Here is a 13,526-nt window from a genome sequence, read left to right as displayed (position 1 = left end):
GGGTCGGTCAGTATCCAAGCGGCGGAGCCGGCTCGTCCTTCGGCTCGGCGACGCGCATCTCGTCGGTATTGTCGGTTTGCAGCTCCTCGTAGGCGCGCCAGGCCAGAACCAGCAGGAAAGCGAAGAAGGAGAAGGAGATGACGATCGCCGTCAGGATCAGGGCTTGCGGCAGAGCGTTTGCTGCCGGTCCCGTGAGCGCATCCTGATGGCCCGGAATGACGGGCGGCACGCCGCGTGTCAGCCGCCCCCCGGTGAAGATCAACAGGTTGACCGCATTGCCGAGAATGGCAACACCAAGCAGCACCCGGATGATGGATTTCGACAACAGCAGATAGACGGCGACCGTGAAGAAGATGCCGACGAGCAGGGCGAACCAGGCTTCCATCACTCGCCTCCCCGCTCTTCGAGCGACAGCGCTATCGAGCTGATCGCCCCGACGACGACGAGATAGACGCCGCAATCAAACAGCATCACTGTCGAGAGCGGGACTTCCAGGCCGAGAACCGCGGGATAGATCCAGAGACCGGTCATGAAGGGAACCCGGGCGGCAATCGAGATCAGGCCAGCGGCTGTCGCTGCGAAGAGCCCCGCGCCGGCAATCGCCATCGGGTGGAAATAGATGGCGCGGCGCACGGTCTCGACGCCGCAGGCAATGCCGTAGATCGCTAGCGCGGAGACTGCGATCAGGCCGCCGATGAAGCCGCCGCCGGGCTCATTGTGACCGCGCAGCAGCACGAAGATCGAAAACAGCACCATCAGGCTGGTCAGAAACGGCGCGACGGCCCGGAAGATCACCGATCTCATGCACGATCCTCCGCATCCGGATCGTTGTCGGCGATACGGCGGAGCGAACCGGCCCGCAGGCGAACGAGCGAGAGGATCGCGAGGCCGGTGACCATCACCACGGCGATTTCACCCAGCGTGTCCGTGCCACGGAAATCGACGATGATGACATTCACCACATTTGCGCCATGCGCGATCGATTTCGAATAGAGATTGAAGAATTCCGTCAGCGTGACGTCAAAGGGAACCCCCGTCGCCTTCAGCAGCATCAGGCCGAAACCGAGGCCGCAGGCAAGTGCGATGGCGAAATCCGGAACCTTCTGGGCGAAGGGTCGGTGGTCGGAGGGCGAAAGCCTGAGCCGCGTCATCACCAGCGCCAGAACGACGACTGACAGCGTCTCGATCATGAATTGGGTGAAGGCAAGGTCCGGCGCGCCGTAGAGCAGGAAGATGACGGCAACGGCAAAGCCCTGGATACCGAGCGAGACGATTGCCGTCAGCCGGTCGGGCGCGAGAACGACGGCAACGAGACCGATGACGGCAATTGCCATGATCGCAAGCTCGTGCAGCGGCACGTCGGGCGCGAAGAACGGCGCGCGCGGCAGTTCGCCATAGGATAGCGGCACGACCAGCAGCACGAAGGCGACGAGGATGAAGGTCGCGGTCATGTAGACGTCGAGGCGGCCGGACTGCAGCCGGCGCGTCAGCGCGACGGAGAAACGAACGAGCCCGCGGATGAACTGGTCAAAGCCGCGATCCGGCCCCCAGCCGATATCGGCAAGGATCGTCGCCATGAAGGCCCGCAGGCGATCGAGCTTCAGGTAGAAAACGATGCCGATCAACACGGTCGCGATCGACATGGCCAGGGGCACCCCGACATGCGGAACGACGGATATCGTGACCGTCCGCGGTTCGCCTGATATCGCCGATGCCATCGGCGTCGAGACGAGTTCGTGGGTCAGCCCCGAAAGCAGGGCGGCGGAAAGCCCCATGGCGGCAAGCAGCGCCGGCCCGAGCCAGAGCAGCAAGGGAGCCTCGTGCGGCGCTTTCGGCGTCTCGACCTTCGCACCGATGAAGGGCTTCAGGGCAACGGCAAATGCCACCGCAAACATCAACGCATTGCCAAGGATCGCGATTGCCGCAAAGACCATGGAGCGGCGGTCGAAGCCCGAGAGCGCATAGTAGATTTCCTCCTTGGCGATGAAGCCGAAGAAAGGGAAAAGCCCGCCCATCGAAAATGCGGCTGCAAGCGCAATGACGAAAGTAAGCGGCATGGCGGAGCGCAAGCCCCCAAGTCTGGTCACGTCGCGCGTGCCTGTCTCATGATCAATGATGCCGGCGACCATGAAAAGGGCGCCCTTGAACAGAGAATGCGCCACCAGATAGAGCACCCCCGCTTCAATCGCATGCGGAACGCCGAGGCCGGTCAGCATGATCAACAGGCCGAGCGAGGCCATGGTCGTATAGGCGAGCATCAGCTTCAGGTCGCTCTGGCGGCAGGCAAGAGCAGCACCTATGACGAGCGTGGCGCCACCGAAGAGCGGCAGAAGGATCTGCCATTCGGGCGTGCCGCCGAGCACGGGATTGAGCCGCATCAACAGATAGACGCCGGCCTTCACCATCGTCGCCGAATGCAGGTAGGCCGAAACGGGCGTCGGCGCTTCCATCGCGTTCGGCAGCCAGAAGTGGAAGGGGAACTGCGCCGACTTGGTGAAGGCGCCACCGAGGACAAGCAGGAGCGCGGCCAGATAGAACGGGCTCTCGCGCATCTCTGCGCCAAAGGCCGCGAGCAGCGAAAGCTGGGTGACACCGCTGACGTTCCAGATGATCAGCAGACCGGCGAGCAGGAACAGCCCCCCTCCTCCTGTCACGACCAGTGCCTGAAGGGCTGCGCGCCTTGCCGCTTCGCGCGAATGGTCGAAGCCGATCAGCAGGGACGAGGTAATCGAGGTCAGTTCCCAGAAGACGAACAGCATCAGGAAGCTGTCGGAGACGACAACTCCGAGCATCGCCCCCATGAACATCAGGATGAACGAGAAGAACCGCCCCTGCTGCGGATGGCCTTTCAGGTAGCCGCCGGAATAGAGCACGATCAGCATGCCGATACCGGCGATCAACAGGACGAAGGTCAACGACAGACCGTCGATCAGCCAGGAAAAGCTGACATTGAACGACGGGATCCAGGCATAACCGCCGGTGACCACCTCGCCTTTGGCCACTTCCGGCCAGAAGCGGGTGAAATGCAGGACAATGGCGGCTGGAAAGAGTGCGAGCACCCAGGCCGCGTTATGGCCGAGGAGGCGCGTGAGCAGCGGCGCGACCAATGCCCCGACGAAAGGGAGTGCGAGAGCCAGAAATGTGAGGGCCGCAACATCCATCGTCCAGGCCTGCTCCTTTATATTTCACCGTACAATCAATCGAACACCCGACATAAAAGAAGGGCTATGGCGCCTCAAGCCTTATCCAGATAAAATCGACGTTATGTGCCGATAAGTCGCCGCGACAGAACGCAAGCAACAGTCCATGCACTATCAGATTCGTTCATTTCATGCGGCGTCGACCGACGACAATTAAAGCGCTGTTAGCAAAATATTCAGTTGCCGTCGCAGCAGGATCGAACGTCCTAGAATTGGGACAATAAGACGTGGTAGTTGTAGGTAAAGGCTTCTTCAATTCAAAATAATGCGAAGCCCGGATCACCTTATCCCGCGACACCAGCGACTGCTCGTAACGCCTACCTTCGACGATATTTGCGCGCCGCCGGGCTCCGGTTCATCGACCGTCTTTCTGGCGCAGGCAGCATGCACTGAAGACCACAACGATCACGGGCGAGGCCTGCTTGGAACGATCTCGCATAGTCGTCATCGCCGGTATCCTGGCTGCACTCGGCGCGATCCTGCCGATGCTGGCTGCCTATTATCTTTCCTGGTCGATCGCGGTGCGCAGCGAGCAGGCGCAACTGGCCCGTCTTGCCGATTCCGCAGTCATGCGGGCCGATTCGGCGCTGAAGGAGGCCACACGCGCGCTGAAAACGGCCAATCGGTTCGGCATGCCGGCATGCGCGGAAGCACATGTCTCTGCCATGCGCTCCCTGGTCGTCAATACGGCTGCCATCGAAGATATTGGTTACTTCGAGAACGGACTGTTGAGATGTACCTCCTGGGGCGCCCCGCCTCGTCATCTCGTCCGCTCACCGCCGGCCGACTTTACCACCAACAACGGCATCGAAGTGATCGCGCGGACCTATCCGACGATCAGCACCGGCATCGCCATGACGGCGTTCCGTGACCGATCCTACACTGCGCTGACGAATCCGGTCCGCTTCGTCGACGTTATCGCCGAGCCCGGCACACGAATTGCCGTTGCCACCAGGACCGGCATCGTCGTCAGCACGCTGAACGAGCCGCATGCGTCGCTCACGGCGCGGCTCGCCGACCTTCCGAAGACGGGCAAGGACGCGGAGGATCTGTTTGCAACCTCCAGGGGATCGAACTGGATTGCGGTTGCGAGTGCCCCCAGTATCGCCATCCTCAACGACATGGACCGGGAACGACTGCTGCTGCTCCCGGCCGGCGCGCTGGTCGCAGCGCTGATGGTCGGTCTCGTCGTCTGGCTGTCGCGGCGCCGGCTTTCGCCGCTTGGCGAACTTTCGATCGCCGTGCAGCGGCGCGAATTCGTCGTCCACTATCAGCCGCTTATCGAGTTGAAATCCGGCATCTGCGTCGGCGCGGAAGCGCTTGTGCGCTGGCGGCGTCCCGATGGGCAGATGGTCCGCCCCGACCTGTTCATCCCGCTGGCGGAGGAGAACGGTCTGATTGAAGAAATCACCGACCAAGTCATCTACGCCATGATCGCGGAGCTCAGGACCGTCCTTCTTGCGGACCGCTCGTTGCACATCGCCGTCAATCTCGCCGCCGATGACATCAAATCGGGGCGCATCCTGCCGATGATGGACACGGCACTGAAAAGCACCGGCATACTGCCCCAGCAGATCTGGCTCGAAGCGACCGAGCGCGGCTTCATGGACGTGAAATCGGCCCGCGCGACGATCGAGGAGGCTCGCCGGCGCGGACACTCGGTAGCGATCGACGACTTCGGCACCGGCTACTCGAGCCTGCAATATCTGCAGGAACTGCCGCTCGATGCGCTGAAGATCGACAAGTCCTTCATCGACACGATCGGCACGGACTCCGCCACCAGCTCGATCACGCCGCACATCATCGACATCGCCAAATCGCTCGATCTCCACATCGTCGCCGAGGGTATCGAACGACAGGAACAGGCCGACTATCTGATCGAGCGCGGCGTGCAATACGGCCAGGGCTGGCTTTTTTCCAAGGCGCTGCCGGCCGCCGAGTTCATCGCCTTTTATAACAACAGCAAGCGCCAGCGCGGCGCCGGGCCAGCGGTAATCCGCCGCGAGATCGCCTGACGTCACGCCCCGTCGACCTTGAGGCGCAGACGCCTACTTGAATTGCACCCTTCCTGTGCCGTTCCTATATAGTCGCCGCAACGACAGGAGATCTCCATGACGAACGTAAAGACGCCCAGGGTGGTAAAGACCGACGCGGAATGGCGGGCCATGCTCTCGCCAGAACAATACCGCGTCACCCGGCAGCAGGGTACCGAGCGTCCGTTCACCGGTCCTTTCCTCAACAACAAGCAGACCGGCACCTATGAATGCGTCTGCTGCGGCCGAGCCCTCTTCCGCTCGGATACGAAGTTCGATTCCGGCTGCGGTTGGCCGAGCTATTTCGCGGCAATCGACGACCAGGCGATCCGCGAGATCGAGGATCGCTCGCACTTCATGGTGCGCACGGAAATCCGTTGTGCCGACTGCGACGCGCATCTCGGTCACGTCTTTCCGGACGGCCCACCACCGACTGGGCTTCGCTACTGCCTCAATGGCCACGCGATGACGTTTACCGAGGATTGACACTGACGCGCGGAAGGAGTGGCATGGGGCCCGCTGTTCCACTAGGAACAGGCCCCGCGCCGCAACCGCGCTATCTAGACTTTGGGTCGAGCAAGCGAGAGGAGGTCCGCATGCTGCGCAGTCTGACAGCACTCACGCTTCTGCTCTCGTCGGCCCTGAGCGCTGCGGCCGCCGATGATTGGATATCCTATGCCAATGCGCGTTTCGGCTACGTGCTCGACATTCCGCCTGGCTTCGAGCTGCAAAGCCAAGGCGACAACGGCGACGGCGCGAGTTTCCAAGCCAACGACAATGGCGCCACCCTCTCGGTTTTCGGCAGCACATTGCTGGATGGCGACTTCGAGACCGACGTCAACGAACGTATCGGCGTCGAACGCGATGGCAGTTGGCGGATCGCCTATTCGCGAGTGACCGCGGCCTGGGCAAGCTTTTCCGGCGTGCGTGGCGAGGAAGTGTTCTATACGCGCGCCATTGCGCTCTGCGACGGCAGCGCCGCCTACTTCCGCCTGCAATACCGCAAGAGCCGCCTCACCAGTTTCGACGGCGTGATCTCACGCATGGCGGAAGCCCTCAGGCCCTCGGAGGGCTGCCAGCATCCACCCATCGCCGCGGTTGCAGGGGAAGCGCCAAACTGATCCTGGCTCAGGATGCGGCGCTGAAGCAGGTGAGCACAGCCGAATAGTGTACGGCCGCGCCGGTCACGACGAAGCCGTGCCAGATCGCATTCTGGAAGCGCAGCTTTTCCCAGACATGGAAAATCACACCGGCGGAATAGATGATGCCGCCGATCAGGATCAGCACCAGCGTCGTTGCCGTCAACGCCGACAGGAGTGGTCCGACGGCGAGTATGCCGCTCCACCCCATGGCGAGATAAAGTAGAATCGCCAACCGATCGAACCGGCCGGGAAAAAGACATTTGATCGCAACGCCGAGGGCAGCGATCGCCCAGATGCCGATCAGCATCACGAAAAGGAACGGGTCGTCCAGGCCACGCTGCAGGAACGGCGTGTATGTCGCCGCGATCAGGATGAAGATCGAGGAATGGTCGAAGCGACGCAGGAACCATTTCGTCCGCGAAATGGGATAGAGATTGTAGAGAAACGAGATCGACAGCGTCGCAAGCAGCCCTGCCCCGTAGACGGCCGCCGCTGCAAGCTGACCGCTCGTGCTCCAAAGCGTCGCATAGAATATCAGCGCCGTGACGCCGACGAGTGCAGCAGCAAGACCAATGCCATGCACGATACCGTCGGCAATCAGTTCCGAGCGATCATAGTTCCATTTGACGCCAGCAAACTCCACGCCATCCCTCTCCCGGGTCTCTGTCTTTTTCTGCGGCGCACTCATAGCTTTCGCGCCCTCACCGTCATCCTGCCACAGCGCCGAGCCGCCGCAAAGATGTGGTGCCGTGGCGAAAGCATCAACTTTTGCAACGCATTACAACAATTCCATGACACGTCGGCAAAGTGCGTAAGGGCCTTGTTCGCAGGCTCCGCGATGACCACATGCACCCGCACGCGATGCCATCGGGAGGAAAACCATGCCAGCCTTGCACGTCCCTCAGCCGGAACAGGCCGCTGCACTCAGCGACCTTTGTCTGCGATCGAAAGCCGTGTGGGGATACGATGCCGCCTTCCTGGAGGCATGCCGTCCGGCGTTGACGCTGACGGCCGAAGACTGGAAGGATTCGGATCTGCAGATCGCCGTCGACGGTGACCGGATCCTTGGCCTGGCCCAGGTCCGTTTCGATGGCCGCGTCGCTGAACTCGACAAGCTCTTCATCGATCCGGACGCCCGTTCGGCGGGCGTTGGCCGTCGCCTTTTTGGCTGGTGTGTCGAAGCGGCACTCAACCGTGGCGCCACGGTCATGGCGATCGACGCCGATCCGGGCGCGGCCGACTTCTATCGCCGCATGGGGGCCGTCGACGACGGCGTGATCGCATCGACGGTAATCCCCGGCCGCTTCTTGCCGAGACTGAAGCTGGAGCTCGGATAATGCCCCGAGGTCGCCGCGGATGAAGTAGCGGCGATCGTTCGAAGGCTCACCTTGCGCCGCGGGCCACCTCGGCCGCACATTCCTGACAGAGCGGTGCATGAGGAACGGCCTGCAGACGCGCTGACGAAATCGGCAGGCCGCAGCGGACACAGGTGCCGAAGGTGCCAGCGGCAATCCGGTCGAGTGCTGCGTCGATGGCGCGGATCTCCTCCTGGCCTGCCAGACCGAGACCTTCCAGAACCTCATCGCCCTCGCGTTCGGTCACACGATCCGGCACATCGGCGTTCATGGGCTCATCGAGATCATGCTCGATCTTGACCAGCCGCCCCTGCAGTTCCTGCTTGCGGTGGGTGAGGCGGTTGCGAAAGTCGTCAAGCGCAAACTTGTCCATCTGAAGACTCCTCGGCGGTGGCGGCACATGATCGCGCCGCAGCCGCTCTTATTGTTGGCAGGTTACCGGTCGACGAGTACGGCGCAAGGGCAATGGCTGACCACCCGGCTTGCGGTCGATCCGATGAAATAGTCGATGAGGCCTGGCCGATGAGAGGCGATGATCACCAGATCGGCGTTCTCTTCGCTCGCAAGGGCGTTGATGGTGCCGGCAGCACCACCGGTGCGAATTTCGACCCGGCCGTTGATCCCATGCTTGGCCTTGAGATCCTCGAGCGTCTTCTTTGCCTGCTTGCGGGATTCTTCGACCATCTCCAACGGGAAATCGACGATCATGTAGCCTTGCGCATAGGCATTCAGATCCTCGACGACATTGAGCAGGACAATCTCGCCCCCTTCGTCGATCAGCTTCTCAGCGATACCCAGCACGGATTCGCCGTGCTCAAGCTGATCCATTGCAATCGGGACGATGATCTTCTTGTACATGCTGTACTCCTTCTGTTGCCCTCACGGATCGCAGCGCCAGATGTGGCGGGCCAATCCCTCGTCTGGAGATTGCGCCTCGACAGCTTTCCCGGCTTTGATTGAAATCAAATCGAAAGCGCCGCGCTCGCGTGACCCTACTCAAGGTGAGGTAGGGCGACGGCATCCACTGTCAACGCTCATCGAACACAACATCAAGCGACTGACGGGCTTCCGTGAACGGACGAGCCGGCCCATATTCCGAGCAACAGTTTCACCGAAACTGAGCCGGCTGACCGGCTGCGGTTTCGACGCCAAGGAGGCAGACATGACGGATATCCCGACCGACCACGCCCTTGCCATGCCGGCGCATGTCGACCACGCGCATCTGGTCGTCCAGGACCTGCCAGTCGTCTCGGCCTGGTACCAGAAGATCATGGGCTTGAAGCCGATCGAAACGAGCAAGAGCGGCGAGACGCTCGGCGTTGCCGGACGCCCGCTCCTCAGCCTGACAACCGAAGGCAACGCTGCAAGGGCACCGCGCAATGCGCCGGGTCTCTTCCACAACGCTTTTCTGGTGCCGAACCGTGAGGAGCTTGGCCGTTGGCTCGCCCATGCCGCGCACAACAACATCAGGCTGCAGGGCGCTTCCGACCATCTGGTCAGCGAAGCAATCTATCTCGCCGATCCCGAAGGCAACGGCATCGAAGTCTATCGCGACCGGCCGCGCTCGGAATGGAGCTTCAAGCCCGACGGCACCGTCGGCATGGATACGTTGCCGCTCAATCTCCAGGCGCTCTATGACGAAGCGCCCAAGGACAATTGGGACGGCATGGCTGACGGTACCGCCATCGGCCACATCCATCTGCAGGTCTCCGATATTCCGCAGGCCGACGCGTTCTTCCGCGATGTGCTGGGTCTGGGGCTGATGGCACGTTATCCGGGCGCGAGCTTCTTCGGCTCGGGCAAATACCATCATCACGTCGCCGCCAATATCTGGAACTCGCGCAATGCACCGAAGCGTGAGGGCCATATGACCGGGCTTTCGGACTACACGATCCAGTACAAGGATCCGGCTGAACGCGCGGCCGCCCTTGCCAAGCTCGATGCGCTGGAAATCGCTGTGAACCGCGCCGGCGATAGCTACAGACTCATCGACCCCTGGGGCATCGGCCTCAAGCTGGTCGCCTGACCCCTCTCTCCCGGCCCGCTAACGAATGATGTTTGCGGCAACTCATCGGCCGCAACCGCCTCAGGCGCTGCGGTCGTATTTTTGCTGTGCCTGCAGCACCGCTTCGATGTTGTCTTCGGCCCAGCGCGTCAGGGCGGCGACCGTCGACGTCAGCGTGCGGCCAAGCGGCGTGATCGCGTATTCAACGGTTACGGGCACTGTGGCAAAGACGCTGCGGCTGACGAGACCATCGCGCTCCAGCTTCTTCAAGACCTGTGACAGCACCTTTTGTGAAATGCCGTCGATCTCACGCTTCAGCTGGTTGAAACGGACCGGCTGTTCATCAAGCTTGCCGAGCACCAGCACCGCCCATTTGTCGGCAAGCCGATCAAGCACCAAACGCGTCGGACAGGTCTGGATATAGACGTCGTATTCCATCAAGCGCTCCACACGGCAGTTTCCGGTCGGAAACCATGTCACCAAAAACTGCCTCCTTTACAGCATTTTTCTCCGTTTATATCTAGTATCCATTCGCAATGTGGTTTCACTTGGATACTAAGGAGCATAATGATGGCAGGCAAGATTCTGGTTCTCGGGGCAAACGGAACGATCGGCAGCAAGGTGGTGCAAGCGCTGGTCGTGCGTGGTGAGACGGTCAAGGCCGCGTCCCGCAAGGCGACAGCCGTTGACGGTGCGGAAGCCGTCGCCTTCGACTACGAGGATGCCGCGAGCTTTGGCCCGGCGCTCGAAGGCGTCGACCGCCTGTTCGTTCTGACGCCCGGGGGTTACCTCGACCCACTGGGCCTTCTTGGCCCGATCGTTACAGCGGTTGCGGCGCGCGGCATCAAGATCGTGCTGATGACCGTCATCGGCGTCGATGCGGATGACAAGATCCCCTATCGCCAGCTTGAACTACAGCTCGAAAAAACTGGCGCGCCCTACGTCATCCTTCGCCCCAACTGGTTCTCCGACAACTTCCAGACCTACTGGATCGAGGGTATCCGCCATGGCGCGATTGCGGTGCCGGCAGCCGAGGGCAAGACGAGCTTCATCGACACCCGCGATATCGCCGCAAGCGCCGTGGCCGCATTGACCAGCGATGCCTTTAACGGGCGCGCCTTCAACCTCACCGGTCCGGAAGCGTTGAGCTATGGCGAGGCCGCCGCCATCGTGTCGCGCGTCATCGGCAAACCGATTGCGTATACGCCCGTTGACGACGACACCTTCGTCGGCATTTTGACGGGCGCAGGCGTGCCGGCGGACTATGCGCGCTTTCTTGCCTCTATCTTCCATCCGGTGCGCGAGGGCTGGGTGGCACAGCCGACCGGCGACGTGAAGACGCTAACCGGCCATGAGCCGCGCAGCCTGGAAACCTATGCCAAGGAAAACGTAGCAGCACTCAAGGCCTAAGCCGGCCTCTCCTATCGAGCCGCCCGCCGACTGGCGGGCGGCTCCGATGGCGAATGAGACATTCCTTAATGTTGCGAACACCCCACGCCCATCTGCCTGCGTCAACACGCCGCTGGATAGTTGTGCGATCGTCCATCAATAAACTTGAGTCTTCTATTCATATATTTTAACCGCATGGCCAAGCGGCCTCGCCCGGGCCGCATACATGCGGAGTTAATGATATGAAAAATAATAATATTTTTATCGCTGCCCTGGCAAGCAGCACCTTGCTTTCCAGCCCGTCCCTGGCCGTCGACTTCCGTCCGCAGGCGGAAATCGAAGGTGGGTTCTTCAGCGGCGGCTCGGGTGCGAGCGGCGGCTTCTTCCTGCCCTTCGTGCTCGATTCGGGCAACGCGATCTTCATCGATACACGCGGAACGATTGCCAATGATTCCGTCCGCCAGGGCTCGATCGGCGCGGGCTATCGCTTCCGTGCCAATGACCAGTGGATCATCGGTGCCTACGGCTACTACGACTACCTGAAAAGCAGCAACGGCAATTCGTTCAGCCAGTTGTCCTTCGGCATGGAGGCATTGAGCGGCGACCTCGAAATGCGCAGCAACTTCTACCTGCCGCTGACCGACGCGAAGACGCTGAACGCCTTCAACACTGCCTATGTGCGCGACCACGTGCTTGTCGTCCAGGAAGGCAAGGAAAGGGCGCGGCGCGGCATCGACGCTGAAATCGGTGGCCGGCTGCCGGTGTTCGAGGGAGACTCCAAGGTTCAGCTCAAGGTCTTCGGCGGCAGCTACTGGTATGGCGGCCGCAACCTCGACGACATGTTCGGCGCAAAGCTGCGCGCGGAATTGACCTTTGCCGATCTGCCAGGTCTCTCCGAGGGCTCGACCGTGTCGCTCGGTGTCACCGGTACCTATGACAACGAGGACAAGCTGAAGGGCGCAGTCATGGCGCGGCTGCGCATCCCGTTCGGCGCGACCGGCTCAGCCAACGATGCCTTCGACCCGATGACGCAGCGCGTCGAGCGCACGGTCGGGATCCGCACTCATGCCGGCGCGACCGGTGACATCGAAGCGGCGCAGTTCGCCGACAGCGGTCGTGACGCCGGCCGCGTGGTCACCGTCTCCTCGGCCTCCGGCGATGCCGATGCCATCAACGCGCTGATCGGTTCGGCGGGTACGAACGCGCTGATCCTTGCCGACGGCGACTTCGGCCTCGACCGGACACTGGCCCTCCGGAACGGCCAGACGCTTCTCGGCGGAGGCGGCGCGCTTGCGGTGCGCGGTGCAAGAAGCGGCGCGACGGCGACCTTCGTCAACCAGGGTGCTGCCACCACCATCACCGGCTACAACCCGGCCCAGGACGTCATCGCCATGGCGTCAGGCAGCACCATCTCGTCGCTTACCGTCCACGGCGGCCTCGCCGGCATCTCGGCAACCGATGCAGCGAACCTGACGGTCGACAACGTCGACATTTCAGCCACCAACCATGACGGCATTCGCTTCGCGCGGGTCGACGGCGCGCTTGTTCAGGACAGCCGCATCCACGACCTCTTTATTTGTGAAAACAACACGAGTTGCGAATTCTCGGTCTACAATCCGAACAAGGCGCCCTTTGCGGCCATCAGCTCCGTCGGCAGCCGCGACGTGACGGTGCGCGACACCGCGATCGACAAGGTGACCTATGGCGTCTTTGCCGGTGGCGAATTCGAGAAGATCAGCCGTACCGAATATGAACTGGTCACCGGTACGGAAAACGTCACGCTCGACAATGTCACGATCAACAACTCCCGCCGCGAAGGCGTGCTGCTGGTCGCCGGCAAGGACGTCAAGCTCGACCGCGTGACCATCGACAATTCCAAGCAGGACCGCGACATGGATCTGGTCGTGCTGCAGGGCACCTCCAACGTCGCGATCAACGACATGCGGCTCATGGGCGGCATCAACGGCCTGATGCTGATTTCGAGCCCGAACCTCGATGCCACCACCACCAATGTGAACGTGAAGGGCTTGAAGGTCGACGGCACGCGCAATGCCAGCATCTTCTTCAACCCGGTCTCGGGGATCTCGCTTACTGACGTCGCCATCACCAATGCCGGCACCTACGGCGCCTATATCTACGGTAGCGACTACGCGTTCCTGGGCGGGCCAGTCAGCAACATCGTGCTGAACAACATGACGGTCGACAAGGCCGGCAAGGCAGGCCTCTACTTCTCGGGCCCGGCCGAGGACATCAAGGGCAATGTCAGCGTCACCAACACGCCGAAGGATTGCCTGCTCGACAACGGCTGGTCGGCCGGAACGATCACCCAGCCGCCGGGCTCCGTGTTGACCGTCAACGGCACCAAGCTTGACCAGGGCAACGCCGCCACGCGTTGCCGCTAA

General features: G+C 61.7%; 14 protein-coding genes. 7 read left to right on the top strand and 7 right to left on the bottom strand.

Features of this window, described 5'->3' with window-relative positions; translation table 11 throughout:
- Window positions 1–7: 7 nt before the first annotated feature.
- Genes LAC81_RS03630 through LAC81_RS03620 form a run of 3 tightly spaced genes read right to left on the bottom strand, consistent with a single transcriptional unit; the run spans window position 8 to window position 3,161 of the window.
- Window positions 8–385 (bottom strand): Na+/H+ antiporter subunit C, encoded by a 378-nt coding sequence (locus LAC81_RS03630; RefSeq protein ID WP_223726759.1) that lies wholly within the window; start codon window positions 383–385, stop codon window positions 8–10.
- On the bottom strand, window positions 385–804 hold the full coding sequence (locus tag LAC81_RS03625) for a Na(+)/H(+) antiporter subunit B (RefSeq protein WP_223726758.1): 420 nt from the start codon (window positions 802–804) through the stop codon (window positions 385–387). The genes LAC81_RS03630 and LAC81_RS03625 overlap by 1 nt, the downstream gene beginning before the upstream one ends.
- Window positions 801–3,161 carry a putative monovalent cation/H+ antiporter subunit A gene (locus LAC81_RS03620; protein WP_223726757.1) on the bottom strand — a complete coding sequence of 787 codons (2,361 nt, stop codon included), beginning with the start codon at window positions 3,159–3,161 and terminating at the stop codon, window positions 801–803. Before LAC81_RS03620 ends, LAC81_RS03625 begins: the two co-directional genes overlap by 4 nt.
- Window positions 3,162–3,622: 461 nt before the next feature.
- Between LAC81_RS03620 and LAC81_RS03615 the strand changes: the two genes are divergently transcribed.
- The 3 genes from LAC81_RS03615 (at window position 3,623) to LAC81_RS03605 (ending at window position 6,354) form a co-directional block, all read left to right on the top strand.
- Window positions 3,623–5,215: an EAL domain-containing protein gene (locus LAC81_RS03615; RefSeq protein ID WP_223726756.1), complete on the top strand. Its 1,593-nt coding sequence runs from the start codon at window positions 3,623–3,625 to the stop codon at window positions 5,213–5,215.
- A gap of 96 nt (window positions 5,216–5,311) precedes the next feature.
- Complete coding sequence (gene msrB / locus LAC81_RS03610) at window positions 5,312–5,719, top strand: peptide-methionine (R)-S-oxide reductase MsrB (protein WP_223726755.1); 408 nt, start codon at window positions 5,312–5,314, stop codon at window positions 5,717–5,719.
- Window positions 5,720–5,829: 110 nt separating this feature from the next.
- The gene (locus LAC81_RS03605) at window positions 5,830–6,354 is read left to right on the top strand and encodes a hypothetical protein (RefSeq protein WP_223726754.1); all 525 of its coding nucleotides are present in this window, start codon (window positions 5,830–5,832) and stop codon (window positions 6,352–6,354) included.
- A 7-nt stretch (window positions 6,355–6,361) separates the two neighbouring features.
- On the opposite strand, the gene trhA is transcribed toward LAC81_RS03605, so the two are convergent.
- Window positions 6,362–7,018, bottom strand: coding sequence for a PAQR family membrane homeostasis protein TrhA (gene trhA / locus LAC81_RS03600; RefSeq protein ID WP_223726753.1), 657 nt, complete (start codon window positions 7,016–7,018; stop codon window positions 6,362–6,364).
- A 238-nt stretch (window positions 7,019–7,256) separates the two neighbouring features.
- Here trhA and LAC81_RS03595 point away from each other — a divergent pair, with 238 nt between their 5' ends.
- Entirely contained in the window at window positions 7,257–7,712 is a 456-nt protein-coding gene (locus LAC81_RS03595) for a GNAT family N-acetyltransferase (RefSeq protein ID WP_223726752.1), read from the top strand.
- A 46-nt stretch (window positions 7,713–7,758) separates the two neighbouring features.
- Here LAC81_RS03595 and LAC81_RS03590 read toward each other — a convergent pair whose 3' ends face one another.
- Together LAC81_RS03590 and LAC81_RS03585 are read right to left on the bottom strand one after the other, a co-directional pair.
- On the bottom strand, window positions 7,759–8,103 hold the full coding sequence (locus tag LAC81_RS03590; RefSeq protein ID WP_113537867.1) for a TraR/DksA family transcriptional regulator: 345 nt from the start codon (window positions 8,101–8,103) through the stop codon (window positions 7,759–7,761).
- A 62-nt stretch (window positions 8,104–8,165) separates the two neighbouring features.
- Window positions 8,166–8,588, bottom strand: coding sequence for a universal stress protein (locus LAC81_RS03585; RefSeq protein WP_223726751.1), 423 nt, complete (start codon window positions 8,586–8,588; stop codon window positions 8,166–8,168).
- 304 nt (window positions 8,589–8,892) lie between these two features.
- On the opposite strand from LAC81_RS03585, the gene LAC81_RS03580 reads away from it, so the two are divergent.
- Window positions 8,893–9,756, top strand: coding sequence for a VOC family protein (locus LAC81_RS03580; RefSeq protein ID WP_223726750.1), 864 nt, complete (start codon window positions 8,893–8,895; stop codon window positions 9,754–9,756).
- Window positions 9,757–9,816: 60 nt separating this feature from the next.
- Here LAC81_RS03580 and LAC81_RS03575 read toward each other — a convergent pair whose 3' ends face one another.
- The gene (locus LAC81_RS03575) at window positions 9,817–10,173 is read right to left on the bottom strand and encodes a winged helix-turn-helix transcriptional regulator (protein ID WP_113538073.1); all 357 of its coding nucleotides are present in this window, start codon (window positions 10,171–10,173) and stop codon (window positions 9,817–9,819) included.
- Between the two features lie 132 nt (window positions 10,174–10,305).
- Between LAC81_RS03575 and LAC81_RS03570 the strand changes: the two genes are divergently transcribed.
- Together LAC81_RS03570 and LAC81_RS03565 are read left to right on the top strand one after the other, a co-directional pair.
- Window positions 10,306–11,145 (top strand): SDR family oxidoreductase, encoded by an 840-nt coding sequence (locus LAC81_RS03570; RefSeq protein ID WP_223726749.1) that lies wholly within the window; start codon window positions 10,306–10,308, stop codon window positions 11,143–11,145.
- A gap of 221 nt (window positions 11,146–11,366) precedes the next feature.
- Window positions 11,367–13,526 carry an inverse autotransporter beta domain-containing protein gene (locus LAC81_RS03565; RefSeq protein ID WP_223726748.1) on the top strand — a complete coding sequence of 720 codons (2,160 nt, stop codon included), beginning with the start codon at window positions 11,367–11,369 and terminating at the stop codon, window positions 13,524–13,526.

This window comes from Ensifer adhaerens (assembly GCF_020035535.1).
Classification (GTDB): domain Bacteria; phylum Pseudomonadota; class Alphaproteobacteria; order Rhizobiales; family Rhizobiaceae; genus Ensifer.
This window is presented reverse-complemented; position numbering and strand designations above follow the sequence as displayed.